10 protein-coding genes and 1 pseudogene are annotated in these 13,925 nt (G+C 63.2%); 2 read left to right on the top strand and 9 right to left on the bottom strand.

Annotated elements, in window-relative coordinates; genetic code table 11:
• Positions 1 to 45: 45 nt before the first annotated feature.
• The 5 genes from iscR to ACR9ZC_RS14815 form a co-directional block, all read right to left on the bottom strand.
• Positions 46 to 576: a Fe-S cluster assembly transcriptional regulator IscR gene (gene iscR, locus ACR9ZC_RS14835; protein WP_173255424.1), complete on the bottom strand. Its 531-nt coding sequence runs from the start codon at positions 574 to 576 to the stop codon at positions 46 to 48.
• Between the two features lie 105 nt (positions 577 to 681).
• Entirely contained in the window at positions 682 to 1,173 is a 492-nt protein-coding gene (locus tag ACR9ZC_RS14830) for a low molecular weight protein-tyrosine-phosphatase (protein WP_481580883.1), read from the bottom strand.
• 87 nt (positions 1,174 to 1,260) lie between these two features.
• A complete protein-coding gene (locus ACR9ZC_RS14825) occupies positions 1,261 to 1,500 on the bottom strand; it encodes a hypothetical protein (RefSeq protein WP_481580882.1) in 240 nt (79 codons plus the stop codon).
• A gap of 173 nt (positions 1,501 to 1,673) precedes the next feature.
• Positions 1,674 to 3,086 carry a lactate utilization protein B gene (locus ACR9ZC_RS14820; RefSeq protein ID WP_481580881.1) on the bottom strand — a complete coding sequence of 471 codons (1,413 nt, stop codon included), beginning with the start codon at positions 3,084 to 3,086 and terminating at the stop codon, positions 1,674 to 1,676.
• Between the two features lie 33 nt (positions 3,087 to 3,119).
• Entirely contained in the window at positions 3,120 to 3,842 is a 723-nt protein-coding gene (locus ACR9ZC_RS14815; protein WP_331570759.1) for a (Fe-S)-binding protein, read from the bottom strand.
• Between the two features lie 160 nt (positions 3,843 to 4,002).
• Between ACR9ZC_RS14815 and ACR9ZC_RS14810 the strand changes: the two genes are divergently transcribed.
• Positions 4,003 to 4,809 carry an IclR family transcriptional regulator gene (locus tag ACR9ZC_RS14810; RefSeq protein ID WP_331570757.1) on the top strand — a complete coding sequence of 269 codons (807 nt, stop codon included), beginning with the start codon at positions 4,003 to 4,005 and terminating at the stop codon, positions 4,807 to 4,809.
• Positions 4,810 to 4,934: 125 nt separating this feature from the next.
• On the opposite strand, the gene pbpG is transcribed toward ACR9ZC_RS14810, so the two are convergent.
• Positions 4,935 to 6,092, bottom strand: a complete 1,158-nt coding sequence (gene pbpG / locus ACR9ZC_RS14805; RefSeq protein WP_481580880.1) for a D-alanyl-D-alanine endopeptidase — start codon at positions 6,090 to 6,092, stop codon at positions 4,935 to 4,937.
• Between the two features lie 685 nt (positions 6,093 to 6,777).
• On the opposite strand from pbpG, the gene ACR9ZC_RS14800 reads away from it, so the two are divergent.
• Positions 6,778 to 7,359 (top strand): phasin family protein, encoded by a 582-nt coding sequence (locus tag ACR9ZC_RS14800; protein WP_481580879.1) that lies wholly within the window; start codon positions 6,778 to 6,780, stop codon positions 7,357 to 7,359.
• Positions 7,360 to 7,495: 136 nt separating this feature from the next.
• Here ACR9ZC_RS14800 and lpdA read toward each other — a convergent pair whose 3' ends face one another.
• From lpdA to aceE, 3 genes and pseudogenes are all read right to left on the bottom strand, one after another.
• The gene (gene lpdA / locus ACR9ZC_RS14795) at positions 7,496 to 9,274 is read right to left on the bottom strand and encodes a dihydrolipoyl dehydrogenase (RefSeq protein ID WP_481580878.1); all 1,779 of its coding nucleotides are present in this window, start codon (positions 9,272 to 9,274) and stop codon (positions 7,496 to 7,498) included.
• Between the two features lie 29 nt (positions 9,275 to 9,303).
• Positions 9,304 to 10,964: pseudogene (aceF, locus tag ACR9ZC_RS14790) on the bottom strand (dihydrolipoyllysine-residue acetyltransferase).
• A gap of 82 nt (positions 10,965 to 11,046) precedes the next feature.
• Positions 11,047 to 13,743 (bottom strand): pyruvate dehydrogenase (acetyl-transferring), homodimeric type, encoded by a 2,697-nt coding sequence (gene aceE, locus ACR9ZC_RS14785; protein ID WP_481580877.1) that lies wholly within the window; start codon positions 13,741 to 13,743, stop codon positions 11,047 to 11,049.
• Positions 13,744 to 13,925 lie beyond the last annotated feature (182 nt).

Below are 13,925 nucleotides of genomic sequence, written 5' to 3'. Positions count from 1 at the left end.
CGGCCATGGCATCCGCGTTCATATGCCGGCGCGCGCAGCATTCGTTCACGAACTCGCGATGTTGAATACCGAGTTCGGTCCTTTGGGCGCTAGGCGCGGTGCCTCGGGCGCGGCCGGCTCGCTGCGCCGATCGTGGAGCACCGTGGACGCGCCTTCGCGCGAGCGCTGCTGATCGACCAGGTCTTGCAGCGAAACCGAATCGAGATACTCCACCATCTTCTGGTTCAGCGTGGACCAGAGCTCATGCGTCATGCAGTGGCCGTCGTTTTGCTTCGTCCCCTCGCACGAACCCTTGCCGCCGCATTGCGTGGCATCGAGCGGTTCGTCGACGGCAATGATGATGTCGGCGACAGTGACTTCCTGCGCGCGGCGCGCGAGGTTGTATCCACCGCCCGGCCCGCGCACCGACTCCACGATCTCGTGGCGGCGCAGCTTGCCGAACAGTTGTTCCAGATAGGACAGCGAAATGCGCTGGCGCTGGCTGATGCCGGCAAGCGTCACGGGACCTTGATCCTGGCGCAAGGCCAGGTCGATCATCGCCGTGACGGCGAAACGGCCTTTGGTGGTGAGTCTCATGATTGCGGGGGGACCGGATTCTCGACGATTTTGGTCAAGTATAAATACATGAGGATTTTAGTCAAGTATCCCTCCTTCCGGGGCGGTTATGGGTGCACGAACAAATCAAGCCGTCTCACCGGCCAGCCCGGCACGCAGGCGCGCGAGCAAGCCGCGGCAGGCATCCTTGCATTGATCGAGCACGAGTTCGAACCCCTCGCCCCCACCGAAGTACGGGTCCGCGACCTCGTTCACCGCCGGCTGGCTGCCGAACTCCATCAGAAGATGGACGCGCGAGCGCAGCGGGGGCGGACACAACTGCCGCAAATGGGCGAGATTCGCGGCGTCCATCGCAAGCACCAGATCGAATCGCTCGAAGTCGGGCGCGGCGATCTGCCGGGCTCGTAGTCCCGACAAGTCGAACCCGCGCCGGCTTGCGGCCGTCTGCGCGCGATGATCGGGCGCCTCGCCGACATGCCAGTCACCCGTACCCGCCGAATCGACGGTGATCCATTCCGTGAGGCCCGCGGCTTCGACTTGCGCGCGCATGACGGCTTCAGCCGTCGGCGATCGACAGATGTTTCCCAGGCAAACGAAGCAAATGGCAACGGGTTTCATAAAGCACCCGGCGCGTCCGGGTTGACACATGGATACAGGTCGACTGCCGGCCACCGCTGCCGACCCGGCATTATAGGACCGGGAGCGTTACAGCGCTTGCGACGGCGCGGTGTCCCCAGCCGCCGAGACGCTCGAGGACGCGCGCACCGGCTGCGTACCGACGAGCCCGTACGAGACTGCACGCGCCAGCTCGGCGCTGAGTTGCGCCGCCGCCAGCGGCGCATGCGAACTGTGTTGCCGGCGCTCGCCATAACCGAGCATCGCTGCCATCGCGGCAAGCATCAGAACGACGGCCAGGGGCCAATAGACGGATATTTTCGTTTTCATAGTGCGCCTCGTTTCGCAACGGACATGCGCCCTCGCATGCCCGCATTCTGTGAGACGTATTTTATAGACGCCGCCTATCGAGACAAAGATGCGAATAGCGAATTCAGCGTTACGCCAACGCAAACAATGCGCCGCATCGGCGGCATCGATATTCGCGTTACTCTTCGCGCCGGCTAGTCGCGATGACTGCGCTGCGCGGCATAGAGCTCGCGAAACGTGCGCCCGACCGGCGCCGGCATGTCGCGCGTGGCAGTCCATCCCTGGCCGAACGGCAGCCGGGTGATCGCGCGGCGCTCGCCGCCCATGCGCTCGAGCACGCGCACCATCAGTTTCGCGACGAGCGCATAAAGCGCGGGACGCGAGGCGACGAAGCCCCACACCGCCAGCGCCGCGCGCTCGGTCACCGGCCGGAGATGACGCTCGGTCTGCTTCTCGCGCAACTTGCGCAGCAGGTCCGAGATCGGAATCCCCACCGGACAGACACTGTTGCACTCCCCGCACAGCGTCGCCGCCTGCGGCAGATCGAGTGCCTTGTCGAGCCCGACGTAGCTCGGCGTGAGTACCGAGCCCATCGGTCCCGGGTAAACCCATCCATACGCATGGCCGCCGACTTTCTGATACACGGGGCAATGATTCATGCAGGCTCCGCAGCGGATGCAGCGCAGCATCTCCTGGAACGCTCCGCCGATGAGGCCCGTGCGTCCGCCATCGACGAGCACGACGTACATGTGCTCCGGCCCGTCGCCATCGGCCTCGCCGCGCGGCCCGGTCAGCAGCGAAAAATAGTTCGAGACCGTCTGCCCCGTCGCCGAGCGTGGCAAGAGGCGCATCGCAACAGCCAGATCCTCCAGCGTCGGCAACACTTTTTCGATGCCGGTCACCGCCACGTGCACGCGCGGCATGACGGTACACATCCCTTCATTGCCCTCGTTCGTCACGATCGCGACGGAGCCCGTCTCGGCAATCACGAAGTTGCCGCCCGTCACGCCCATGTCGGCGGAAAGAAACTGGGGACGCAGCACCTCGCGAGCTTCGCGCGTCATGGCGGGAATTTCGGTGAGACGCGCCCGACCGTGGGTCTTGGCGAACAGATCGGCGATTTCTTCTTTGTCCTTATGGACGACGGGCGCGATGATGTGGCTCGGCGGCTCGTTGTCGTTGATCTGCAGGATGTACTCGCCGAGATCGGTCTCCACGGACTGCACGCCCATCTCCGCCAGTACGGCATTCAGACGCATCTCCTCGGACACCATCGACTTCGTCTTGATGACCTTCTTGACGTCATGCTTGCGCGCGATCTCTCCGACAAGTTGCGCCGCCTCGCGCGTCGTTTCGGCGAACAGCACGGTGACACCGCGCCGGGTCGCTTCGCGCTCGAACGTTTCGAGCCAGACGTCGAGATTCTCCAGCGCACGATCGCGGCGTGCCTTCAGCGCCGCGCGCGTTGCCGGGAAGTCGATCGCCTGCATGGCCTGGGCACGCGCGCTCACGAACTTCGTCGAGAGCTTGGTCAGGTTGTGCTGCAATCGCGGATTTGCCAGATTTTCCTTGGCGCGCGCCTTGAAATGCATCGATTGGACTTGCATGGTCGGCCCGAGGTAACGAAGAAAAAAGCCCTGTCAGAGATCCGCGGCGAGCACCTGGGCAATATGCAGCACTCGCGTCGTCGCATCGCCCGTGCGGCGAAGCCTGCCCTCGATGTTCAGCATGCAGCCGAGGTCCCCGAGTACGACGGTCGCGGCGCCGCTCGCGCGGATGTTCTCGCACTTTTCGTCGACGATCGCCGTCGAGATGTTGCCGTATTTGACCGCGAAAGTGCCGCCGAAACCGCAGCAGTGCTCGCACCCTGGCATTTCCGTCACCGCCACGCCCCGCATGGCGAGCAACGCGCGCGGCTGCTGCTTCACGCCAAGCTCGCGCAGCCCGGCACAGGAGTCGTGATAAGTGACCGGTCCGGCGGATTCGGCCCGCGGCAACTCGATCTTCGCCACATTCACGAGGAAATCGGTCAGCTCGAAAACCTTTGCCCGCATCCGCTCGTAGCGGCCCATGAGCTCCGGATCGTCGCGAAAGAGATCGGCGTAATGCACGCCGATCATGCCGCCGCACGAACCGGACGGAACGACGACGTAATCGAATTGCTCGAACTCTCGCAGCGCCTTTTCGGCGAGATCGCGCGCGATGCCCCGCTCGCCCGAGTTGTAGGCGGGTTGCCCGCAGCAAGTCTGCGCGGGCGGCACGACGACTTCGAACCCTGCACGCTCGATGAGCTTGATTGCGGCAAACCCGATCTCCGGGCGCATGAGGTCGACGAGACAGGTAACGAACAATCCGACTCGCATAGCGGCTCCGTTGGAAAAACGCCTGTCATTATGCGTCGTTTGCCGGCGTCGGCAACACGAATCGAGCCGGAACACAGAGTTCAAGCGATATTCAAACGCCGTTCGCTTTTTTCACAATACGAGATACAATGTTTTTTTGCTTTGCGTCAATCGATCCACGATGAGCGATACGAATCAGGACTCCAAGACATCGATCCAGGTGATCGAACGAATGATGCGGCTGCTCGACGCCCTGGCCGCGCATAGCGATCCGGTCAGCCTCAAGGAGCTGGCGATCCGGACGGAGCTCCACCCGTCCACGGCACACCGCATCCTCAACGATATGGTCACGTGCCGGCTCGTCGATCGCTCGGACCCGGGCACCTACCGGCTGGGCATGCGGCTGCTCGAACTCGGCAATCTGGTCAAGGCGAGGCTGTCGGTGCGCGATGCGGCTCTGATGCCGATGCGGGAATTGCACCGCCTCACGGGACAGACCGTCAATCTGTCCGTCCGGCAGGGAGACGAGATCGTCTATATCGAACGTGCGTATTCGGAGCGCTCGGGCATGCAAGTGGTCCGCGCGATCGGCGGGCGCGCTCCATTGCACCTGACTTCGGTCGGCAAGCTTTTTCTCGCCGTTGACGAGGCTGCGCGCGTGCGCGCCTATGCCACGCGCACCGGCCTGTCCGGCCATACCCAAAACAGCATCACGGATCTGGCCCGGCTCGAGCGGGAACTCATGCAGGTTCGCCAGCAAGCGTGCGCGCGCGATAACGAGGAGCTCGAACTCGGCGTACGCTGCATCGCCGCCGGGATCCATGACGATACGGGCAAGCTCGTCGCGGGCCTGTCGCTGTCGGCACCGGCAGACCGGCTCCAGGACGCCTGGCTCGTCCACCTGAGCCGCACGGCGCTCGTCATTTCCGAAGCCCTCGGTTATCGCCCGGAAGCAGCGACCGAAAACGCCAAAGCGAAAACAGCCTGAGGAAAGGGGGCGAACGCAGGAGCAAACGCGCAAGCCGCCAAAGCGCCACCCCGCCGCACCGCCTCAAACACGAAGCCCCGCGAATGCGGGGCTTTATGCTTTGTCACTACAGGAGAAACCGGCGCTCAGGTGCCGTGTCCGCCCGTGTCGGCGCTCGTAATACGCTGATCGCCGCCGCCGTTATCGAGCCACGTGCGCAGGCGCGCCGCATCGGCAAACCGCGAGTACTTCCCGGCCGAATCGAGCAACACCATGATGATGGGCCGGCCCTGGATCGTCGCCTGCATGACGAGGCATTCACCCGCCTCATTGATGAAGCCGGTTTTCTGCAGACCGATCTCCCAGTTCGACTTCGCGCTACGCACGAGCGCGTTCGTACTGTTATAAGCAATCTCGCGCCTGCCCGTATCGACGGTGTAGCTGCGGTCGGTCGAGAACTTCCGAATGAGCGGATACTGATACGCGGCATCGACCATCTTCACGAGATCGCGCGCCGTCGAGACATTGCGGCTCGTCAGACCCGTCGGGTTCTCGAAGTGGGTATCGGCCATGCCGAGCGCCTTGGCCTTTGCATTCATCGCGGCGATAAACGCCGGACGTCCGCCCGGGAAATAGCGCGAGAGCGCCGCGGCTGCACGGTTTTCCGATGCCATCAGCGCAATGTGCAGCATGTCTTCACGCGAAAGCACCGAGCCGACGGAAAGACGCGAGCCCGTGTGTTTTTCAAGATCGCGATCTTCGTCGGTCACTTCGAGCAGATCCGTCAGCGGCAGGTTGGCATCGAGCACCACCATGGCCGTCATCAGCTTCGTGATCGAGGCGATCGGTACGACGGAATGCGAATTCTTGTCGAAAAGCGCTTCTGACGTGTTTTGATCGATGACATAAGCGACATTCGAACGCAACGCGAGGCCCTCGGGGCCTTCCTGCAGTCCGAACGGCTGACCGGCCACGGGCGAGCGCGGCTCGAACGCAATCCTGTGCATTGCGCCATGACGGCCACGCGTGCGCAGCGTGTACGACACGCGCTTTTTACGCGAGCGCTCGTCGGGCGCTGCGGCCGCCTTCTCGGTTCGGACGGCTTGCTTGACGGCTTTTTTCGATGAATGTGCTTTGGTGGCTGCGGGCTTGGACGAAGCCGCATCGGTCGAACCCGACGCTGCGAGCGCGTCGATAGGAGCCGCGAAAATGACGGCGGCAAGGAGGGTTGCGGTGACCGAGACGACTCTCGTAAGCGCCACGCCGTGCCTCACTTTGAGCGACGAAAACAGTGCGGTTTTCATTGGTGTTCTTGATACGGAGGTGGCGAGAGACGAAGCGTTGACGGCAAGTGTAGTAAAGCTACTAAAAATTAGCAATCAGAAGCACTTATCGTCGGTCTTTGAAGCAATTTGTAGCTAGCTGCACGGCCAACGGCATCGATGCTTGTATATTGGGACAAGTCGACGCCGAGCAGTAGGGCCATACCCACATATCGGCGCGCCTCATGCAAACTTAAGCGAATGGCCGGGAAAACACCGGCATTCGAGCGACGAAACGTGTATGGGACCGAAGGGACAGGCAAAAGGTTCGCACCCTTTCTCCGCACCGCTTTGCGCCGCACACACCGCTGCTGGCCGTCGGGAAGATCAGATAACGCGCGCGAGGAGCGCTGCGTTGACACCCTTTTTGTGATTTTGCCACGCCGCTGTCATGGCAATGCGGCATGCGGGCGCGCCGCAGCAATTCCCGTACCCGGACGCTCCAGGGTGCGGACCCTCCCCCGCGCTAAGCCGTTGTTTCCGCGCGAAATCCTTTACATTGTGCATTGCACCAAATTGCACTTGACATTTGAGCGCGCAAGCCTAAAATAGGCTCTGATGTTGCGACGCACAATACGCGTCGAGCATACGACGCGATACATTCCGAAGCCGTGCCATTAACCTACGCGATCCGCGAGAGACGGGTCGTTTTTCAGGAGCATAAAACATGACTCTGTTGACCCCCGAGCAATTCGCCGCAGCGCAGAAAGCCAATTTCGAATCCCTTTTCGGCTTGACGAACAAGGCGTTCGAAGGTGTGGAGAAACTGGTCGAACTGAACCTGCAGGTCGTGAAGTCGACGCTCGCGGAAAGCCAGGAAAACGCGCAACGCGCGCTGTCGGTGAAGGACGCGCAAGAACTGCTCGCGCTGCAAGCCTCGCTGGCGCAGCCGGTGGCCGAGAAGGTGCTGTCGTATGGCCGCCACCTGTATGAAATCGCCTCGGCCACGCAAGCTGAGTTCGCCCGCGTGGCGGAAGCCCAGTACGAAGAGCAGAACCGCAAGGTGCAGGCGCTCGTCGACAACGTCGCCAAGAACGCCCCGGCTGGTTCCGAAACAGCTGTTGCGGTCATGAAGTCGGCCATCACGGCCGCCAACACGACGTACGAAACGGTCCACAAGGCAACGAAGCAAGCCGTCGAAATCGCCGAGAGCAACTTCAACGCCGCCGCCACGGCTGCGACGAAGGCCGCTCAGCAAGCCGCCTCGCAAGCTTCGCGTGCCGCCGCTACGAAGAAGACGGCTGCCTAAGCTTTCTCACCCGTAGCAGCAGTAACGAAACGGCGCGCTCCCGAAAGGAGCGCGCCGTTTTTGTTTTCAGCGCCCGACTCACATGCCAGCGGACATCGAGCGTTCGGCCCCCTCGGGTGCCGAACGCTTTCGTCCGTTACTTCTTCTTTTGCGGCGGCAAGTCGGTGCAAACACCCTCGTAGAGCTCGGCGGCCATCCCGATCGATTCGCCAAGCGTCGGGTGCGGATGAATCGTCCGCCCGATATCGGTCGCATCGGCGCCCATCTCGATCGCAAGGCAAACCTCACTGATGAGGTCGCCCGCGTTGAGGCCGACGATACCCCCGCCGATCACGCGATGCGTCGCCTCGTCGAAGATCAGCTTCGTGAAGCCCTCGTCGCGGCCGTTCGCAATGGCGCGCCCCGAAGCGGCCCAGGGGAACACCGCCTTGCCGTATTTGATGCCCTCGGCCTTGCACTGGTCTTCGGTCTTGCCCGCCCAAGCCACTTCCGGATCGGTATAAGCCACCGACGGAATCTGGATCGCGTCGAAGTATGCCTTCTCGCCGTGCGCGGCCTCGGCCGCAACGTGTCCCTCATGCACGGCCTTGTGCGCAAGCATCGGCTGCCCGACGATGTCGCCGATCGCAAAGATGTGCGGCACGTTCGTACGCATCTGCTTGTCGACGTCGATGAAGCCTCGGTCGGTGACGGCAATGCCGGCTTTCTCGGCACCGATCTTCTTGCCGTTGGGACTGCGGCCGACCGCCACGAGCACGAGATCGTAACGCTGCGGTTCGGCCGGCGCCTTCTCCCCTTCGAACTTCACGTAGATGCCGTCGGGCTTGGCCTCGGCAGCCGTCGTCTTCGTCTTCAGCATCATGTTGGCGAAGTGCTTGCCGCTGTACTTCTCCCAGACTTTCACGAGATCGCGGTCGGCGCCCATCATGAGGCCATCGAGCATTTCGACGACATCGATCTTCGCGCCGAGTGTGGCATAGACCGTCGCCATTTCCAGACCGATGATGCCGCCACCGATGACGAGCATGCGCTGGGGAATCTGGCGCAGCTCGAGCGCGCCGGTCGAGTCCACGACACGCGGATCCTCGGGCATGAATGGCAGCATCACCGCCTGCGAGCCCGCCGCGATGATGGCCTGCTTGAACTTGACGACCTTCTTGCCGCCCTCGGTCTGCACTTCCATATGATGCGGATCGGCAAACGTGCCGACGCCGGTGACGACCTCGACCTTGCGCGCCTTCGCCATGCCGGCCAGGCCCGTGGTCAATTTCTTGACGACACCCGATTTGAATCCGCGCAGCTTGTCGAGGTCGATCTGCGGCGCACCGAACGTGATCCCGTGCGCCGCGAGCGCGGCCACCTCGTCGGTGATGAGCGCCGTATGCAGCAGCGCCTTCGACGGAATGCAACCGACGTTCAGACAGACGCCGCCGAGCGTCGAGTAGCGCTCGACGAGCACCGTCTTCATGCCGAGATCGGCGCTGCGGAACGCGGCGGAATAGCCGCCAGGGCCCGCGCCGAGCACGAGCATATCGCACTCGATGTCGGCGCCGCCGCCATAGCTGGCGGCCTGCGGCGCAGCCGCGGGGGCCGCTTTCGCGGGTGCGGGTGCAGGTGCGGGTGCCGATGCAGCCGCCGGCGCACTGGCCGCCGCGGCCGGCTTCGCGGCCGCGCCCTCTTGCGCTTCGACGAGCGCGATGACCGTGCCTTGCGAAACCTTATCGCCCGCCTTGATCCGCACTTCCTTGACGGTGCCGGCCGTATCGCTCGGCACTTCCATCGACGCCTTGTCCGACTCCAGCGTCAATAGCGATTGCTCCTTTTCGATGACATCGCCCGGCTTGATGTTGACCTCGATGACATCGACGTCCTTGAAGTCGCCGATATCCGGCACTTTTACTTCGACGAGACTCATTCACGTCCCCTTCTTGTTAGCGTCGACAGTCACAGGATCACGCGCCGGAAATCGGCGAGCAGCGCGCAAAGGTAGGCGTTGAAGCGCGCCGCTTCGGCGCCGTCGATGACGCGATGGTCATACGACAGCGAGACAGGCAGCGTGAGGCGCGGCACGAATTGCTTGCCGTCCCATACGGGCTTCATCGCACCGCGCGACAGGCCGAGAATGGCCACCTCGGGGGCGTTGATGATCGGCGTGAAGTGCGTGCCGCCGATGCCGCCCAGCGACGAAATCGAGAAGCACCCGCCTTGCATCTGATCCGGCTTGAGTTTGCCTTCACGCGCAAGCTTGGAAAGCTCCGCCATTTCCTTGGCGATCTCGATCAAGCCCTTCTTGTCGGCGTCGCGAATGACAGGAACGACGAGGCCGTTCGGCGTGTCCGCGGCAAAGCCGACGTGGTAGTACTGCTTGAAGACCAGGTTGTCGCCGTCGAGGCTCGCATTGAACGTCGGGAACTTCCTCAGCGCCGAAACGACGGCCTTGATGACGAACGCGAGCATCGTGATCTTGACGCCGGCCTTTTCGTTTTCCTTGTTCAGCGTGACGCGCAGCGCCTCGAGCTCGGTGATGTCGGCTTCGTCGTTGTTCGTGACGTGCGGGATCATCACCCAATTGCGATGCAGGTTCGCGCCCGAGATCTTCTTGATGCGCGAAAGCGGCTTCGCCTCGATCGGGCCGAACTTCGTGAAGTCGATCTTCGGCCACGGCAACAAGCCGAGTTCGCCGCCGCCCGCGGCAGGCGCCGCGGTGCCCGCGGGGCGCGCTGCCCCGTCATGACGCCCTTCACGAAAGCCGTGACGTCGTCCTGCGTAATGCGCCCCTTCGGTCCGCTGCCGCGCACCTGCGCCACATCCACGCCGAGTTCGCGCGCGAATTTGCGCACCGACGGGGATGCATGACTCGGCTGGCGCGAACCGCCCTCGCCGGCCGGGATCGACGGCGCCTGCGCGAGTGCCGACGGGTGCGCCGGCACGCTTTGCGGGCCCGCGGGACGCGGCGAATCGAGCGGCTCGACGTTCTTTGGCTCAGGCGCGGCCGGCTGCGCGGCCGGTGCCGCCGCAGCGGCCCCGCTCTCCGATTCGAGCGTGAGGATCACAACGCCCTCGGATACCGTATCGCCGACTTTGACGTTGATCGCCTTCACTACGCCGGCGGCCGGGCTCGGCACATCCATCGTCGCCTTGTCCGACTCGAGCGTGATGAGAGACTGCTCCTTCTCGACGCGGTCTCCCACCTTGACGGCGATCTCGATGACCGGCACGTCTTTGTAATCGCCGATATCGGGAACCTTGACCTCCTGCTGGCCGCCTGCCGCCGCGGGCGCGGCAGCTCGAGCAGGCGCGGCCGGTGCCGCGGCAGGCGCCGCTGCACCGTTGCCCTGGGCAGGTTTGGCGGCGGCCGGAGCGCCCCCGCCTTCGAGCACGACGATCAACGTGCCTTCGGACACGGGATCGCCTTGTTTCACCTTGATCTCCTTCACCGTGCCCGCCGCGGGGCTCGGCACGTCCATCGTCGCCTTATCCGATTCGAGCGTGATGAGAGACTGCTCCTTCTCGACGGCATCGCCCGGCTTCACCAGGATATCGATGACGGGGATGTCCTTGAAATCGCCGATGTCCGGCACCTTGACTTCGATCGCTTCACTCATTTGTTGGTGTCTCCAGGGCTCGCGAGCCTGCCCGCCGCATTGGCGCGGCAGGCGGGCTTGGGGCGCGCGCGTTGGCAATGCCTTAAACGGTCATCGGGTTGGGTTTGTTCGGGTCGAGCTGGTACTTGGCAAGCGCGTCGGCGACGACCTTGCGCTCGATCGTACCTTCGTCCGCGAGCGCGTTGAGCGCCGCGACGGTGACCCAGTAGCGATCGACTTCGAAGAAGTGACGGAGCTTTTCGCGCGTATCCGAGCGGCCGAAGCCGTCCGTGCCGAGCACGACATAGCGCTGCGGCACGTAGGCGCGGATCTGTTCGGCCAGCGCCCGCACGTAATCGGTCGACGCGACGACGGGGCCCGGTGCGTCCTTGAGCAGTGTCTCGACGTGCGAAAGCTTGCGCGGCTCGTTCGGATGCAGCAGGTTCCAGCGCGCCGTGGCCTGTCCCTCGCGGGCCAGCTCGGTGAAGCTCGGCGCACTCCAGAGATCGGCCGCGACGCCCCAGTCGTTCTTGAGCAGATCGGCAGCGGCGATGACTTCATTGAGGATCGTGCCCGCGCCCATCAGTTGCACGCGCGGTGCCTTGGCCGCCGCGTCGCTCTTTTTCAACGAGTACAGGCCCTTGATGATGTCTTCCGCTACGTGCTCGCCCTGCGGCAGGGCCGGGTGCTCGTAGTTCTCGTTCATCACCGTGATGTAGTAGAAGACGTCTTCCTGTTCCTGCATCATGCGGCGCATACCGTCTTGCATGATCACGGCGAGTTCGTAACCGAACGTCGGATCGTAGGTCACGCAATTGGGCACCGACGACGCCCACAACAGCGAATGGCCGTCTTCGTGCTGGAGGCCTTCGCCGTTCAGCGTCGTGCGGCCGGCGGTGCCGCCGAGCAGGAAGCCGCGCGAGCGCATGTCGCCCGCGGCCCAGACGAGGTCGCCGATGCGCTGCAGGCCGAACATCGAATAGAAGATGTAGAACGGCACCATGATCTCGCCGTGCGTCGAGTACGACGTCGCGGCCGCGATCCAGTCGCACATCCCGCCGGCTTCGTTGATGCCTTCCTGCAGAATCTGGCCCGTCTCCGATTCCTTGTAGAACATGAGCTGGTCGGAGTCTTCGGGCACGTACTTCTGCCCGTCCTGATTCCAGATGCCGATCTGGCGGAACAGGCCCTCCATGCCGAAGGTGCGCGACTCATCCGGCACGATCGGCACGATGCGCTTGCCGAGCGCCTTGTCCTTCAAGAGGATGTTGAGAATCCGCACGAACGCCATCGTCGTCGAAATCTCGCGCCCTTCACCCGTGCCCTTGAGCAGCGGCTCGAATACCGACAGCTCCGGCACCGGCAGCGGTTGCGCTTTCTCGCGGCGCGTCGGCAGATAACCGCCGAGCTCCTGCCGTCGCGCACGCATGTATTCGAGTTCCTTCGAGCCTTCCTCGAACGTGAGGTACGGGACATTGCCGATCTCTTCGTCCGAGATCGGCAGGCGGAACTGGTCGCGGAACCCCTTGAGCTGCTCCACCTGCATTTTCTTTTGCTGGTGGGTGATGTTCATGGCCTGGCCGGCTTCGCCCATGCCATAGCCCTTGATCGTCTTCGCGAGGATGACGGTCGGCTGGCCCTTCGTGTTCGTGGCCGCATGGAACGCCGCGTAAATCTTGTGCGGGTCGTGTCCGCCGCGATTGAGGTTCCAGATGTCCTCGTCCGACCAATCCGCGACGAGCGCCTTCAGCTCAGGCGTATTGAAGAAGTGCTCGCGCACGAACGCGCCCGATTCGGACTTGTACGTCTGATATTCGCCGTCGACGACTTCCATCATGCGGCGCATCAGCGCGCCCGTCCTGTCGCGTGCGAACAGCGCATCCCAGCGGCTGCCCCAGACGACCTTGATGACATTCCAGCCCGCGCCGCGGAACTCGGATTCGAGCTCTTGAATGATCTTGCCGTTGCCGCGTACCGGACCGTCGAGACGCTGCAGGTTGCAATTGATGACGAAGACCAGATTCTCGAGCCGCTCCCGGCCGGCCATGCCGATGGCGCCCAGCGATTCCGGCTCGTCCGTCTCGCCGTCGCCCAGGAACGCCCAGACTTTGCGGCCATCCGTGTTGGCAATGCCGCGCGCGTGCAGATACTTCATGAAGCGCGCCTGATAGATCGCCATGATCGGACCGAGGCCCATCGACACCGTCGGGAATTGCCAGAAGTCGGGCATCAGCCACGGGTGCGGATACGAGGAAATGCCCTCGCCGCCCACTTCCTGACGGAAGTTGTCGAGCTGTTTCTCAGTGAGACGGCCCAGCAGGAATGCGCGCGAGTAGATACCGGGCGACGAGTGGCCCTGTACGAAGACGAGGTCGCCGCCGTGCTTGTCCGACGGCGCATGCCAAAAATGATTGAAGCCGACATCGTAAAGCGTCGCGGCCGAGGCGAACGAGGCGATATGGCCCCCGACGTTGGTGTCCTTGCCGGCGCGCAGCACCATGGCAATGGCATTCCAGCGCGTGTACGAGCGGATGCGATGTTCGATATCCTGGTCGCCCGGGATTTTCGCCTGGCTGGCAACGGGAATCGTATTGATGTAGGGGGTGTTCGCCGAAAACGGCAGATGTTCGCCATGCACGCGCGCGAATTCGATCTGCTTTTCGATGAGGTAGTGCGCGCGGTCAGGACCGACGGCGGAGATCACGCCCTCGAGCGCTTCGAGCCATTCGCCTGTTTCCTGGGGATCGTCGTCTTTATCGGCGGCGACATACTTCATGACTTCGTCGGGCACAGCGGACATTCTCGTCTCCTGGATAGGGAATGCTCTTTGGACATACGCAGGCCGGGTACGGCCGCGGCAATTGTCGGCGATTGTAAAGAGGCTGGCCCCTCATGCGCAATCGATTTTTCAAATTACGAGATCATTTCTCATAATGCGGAATATTGTTGCGACGCACCGGGAATCCGCCCAAGACGGGACCC

Source organism: Trinickia sp. HAY1-2D, from assembly GCF_056754935.1.
The sequence above is the reverse complement of the archived record's forward strand: the minus strand, read 5'-3'. Positions and strand labels throughout refer to the sequence as shown.

Coding starts and splice junctions, on each gene's coding strand:
- iscR (WP_173255424.1), bottom strand. CDS start 576: ATGAGACTCACCACCAAAGGCCGTTTCGCCGTCACGGCGATGATCGAC.
- pbpG (WP_481580880.1), bottom strand. CDS start 6,092: ATGAAAACCGCACTGTTTTCGTCGCTCAAAGTGAGGCACGGCGTGGCG.
- lpdA (WP_481580878.1), bottom strand. CDS start 9,274: ATGAGTCTCGTCGAAGTAAAAGTGCCGGATATCGGCGACTTCAAGGAC.
- ACR9ZC_RS14815 (WP_331570759.1), bottom strand. CDS start 3,842: ATGCGAGTCGGATTGTTCGTTACCTGTCTCGTCGACCTCATGCGCCCG.
- ACR9ZC_RS14810 (WP_331570757.1), top strand. CDS start 4,003: ATGAGCGATACGAATCAGGACTCCAAGACATCGATCCAGGTGATCGAA.
- ACR9ZC_RS14800 (WP_481580879.1), top strand. CDS start 6,778: ATGACTCTGTTGACCCCCGAGCAATTCGCCGCAGCGCAGAAAGCCAAT.
- ACR9ZC_RS14830 (WP_481580883.1), bottom strand. CDS start 1,173: ATGAAACCCGTTGCCATTTGCTTCGTTTGCCTGGGAAACATCTGTCGA.
- aceE (WP_481580877.1), bottom strand. CDS start 13,743: ATGTCCGCTGTGCCCGACGAAGTCATGAAGTATGTCGCCGCCGATAAA.
- ACR9ZC_RS14820 (WP_481580881.1), bottom strand. CDS start 3,086: ATGCAAGTCCAATCGATGCATTTCAAGGCGCGCGCCAAGGAAAATCTG.
- ACR9ZC_RS14825 (WP_481580882.1), bottom strand. CDS start 1,500: ATGAAAACGAAAATATCCGTCTATTGGCCCCTGGCCGTCGTTCTGATG.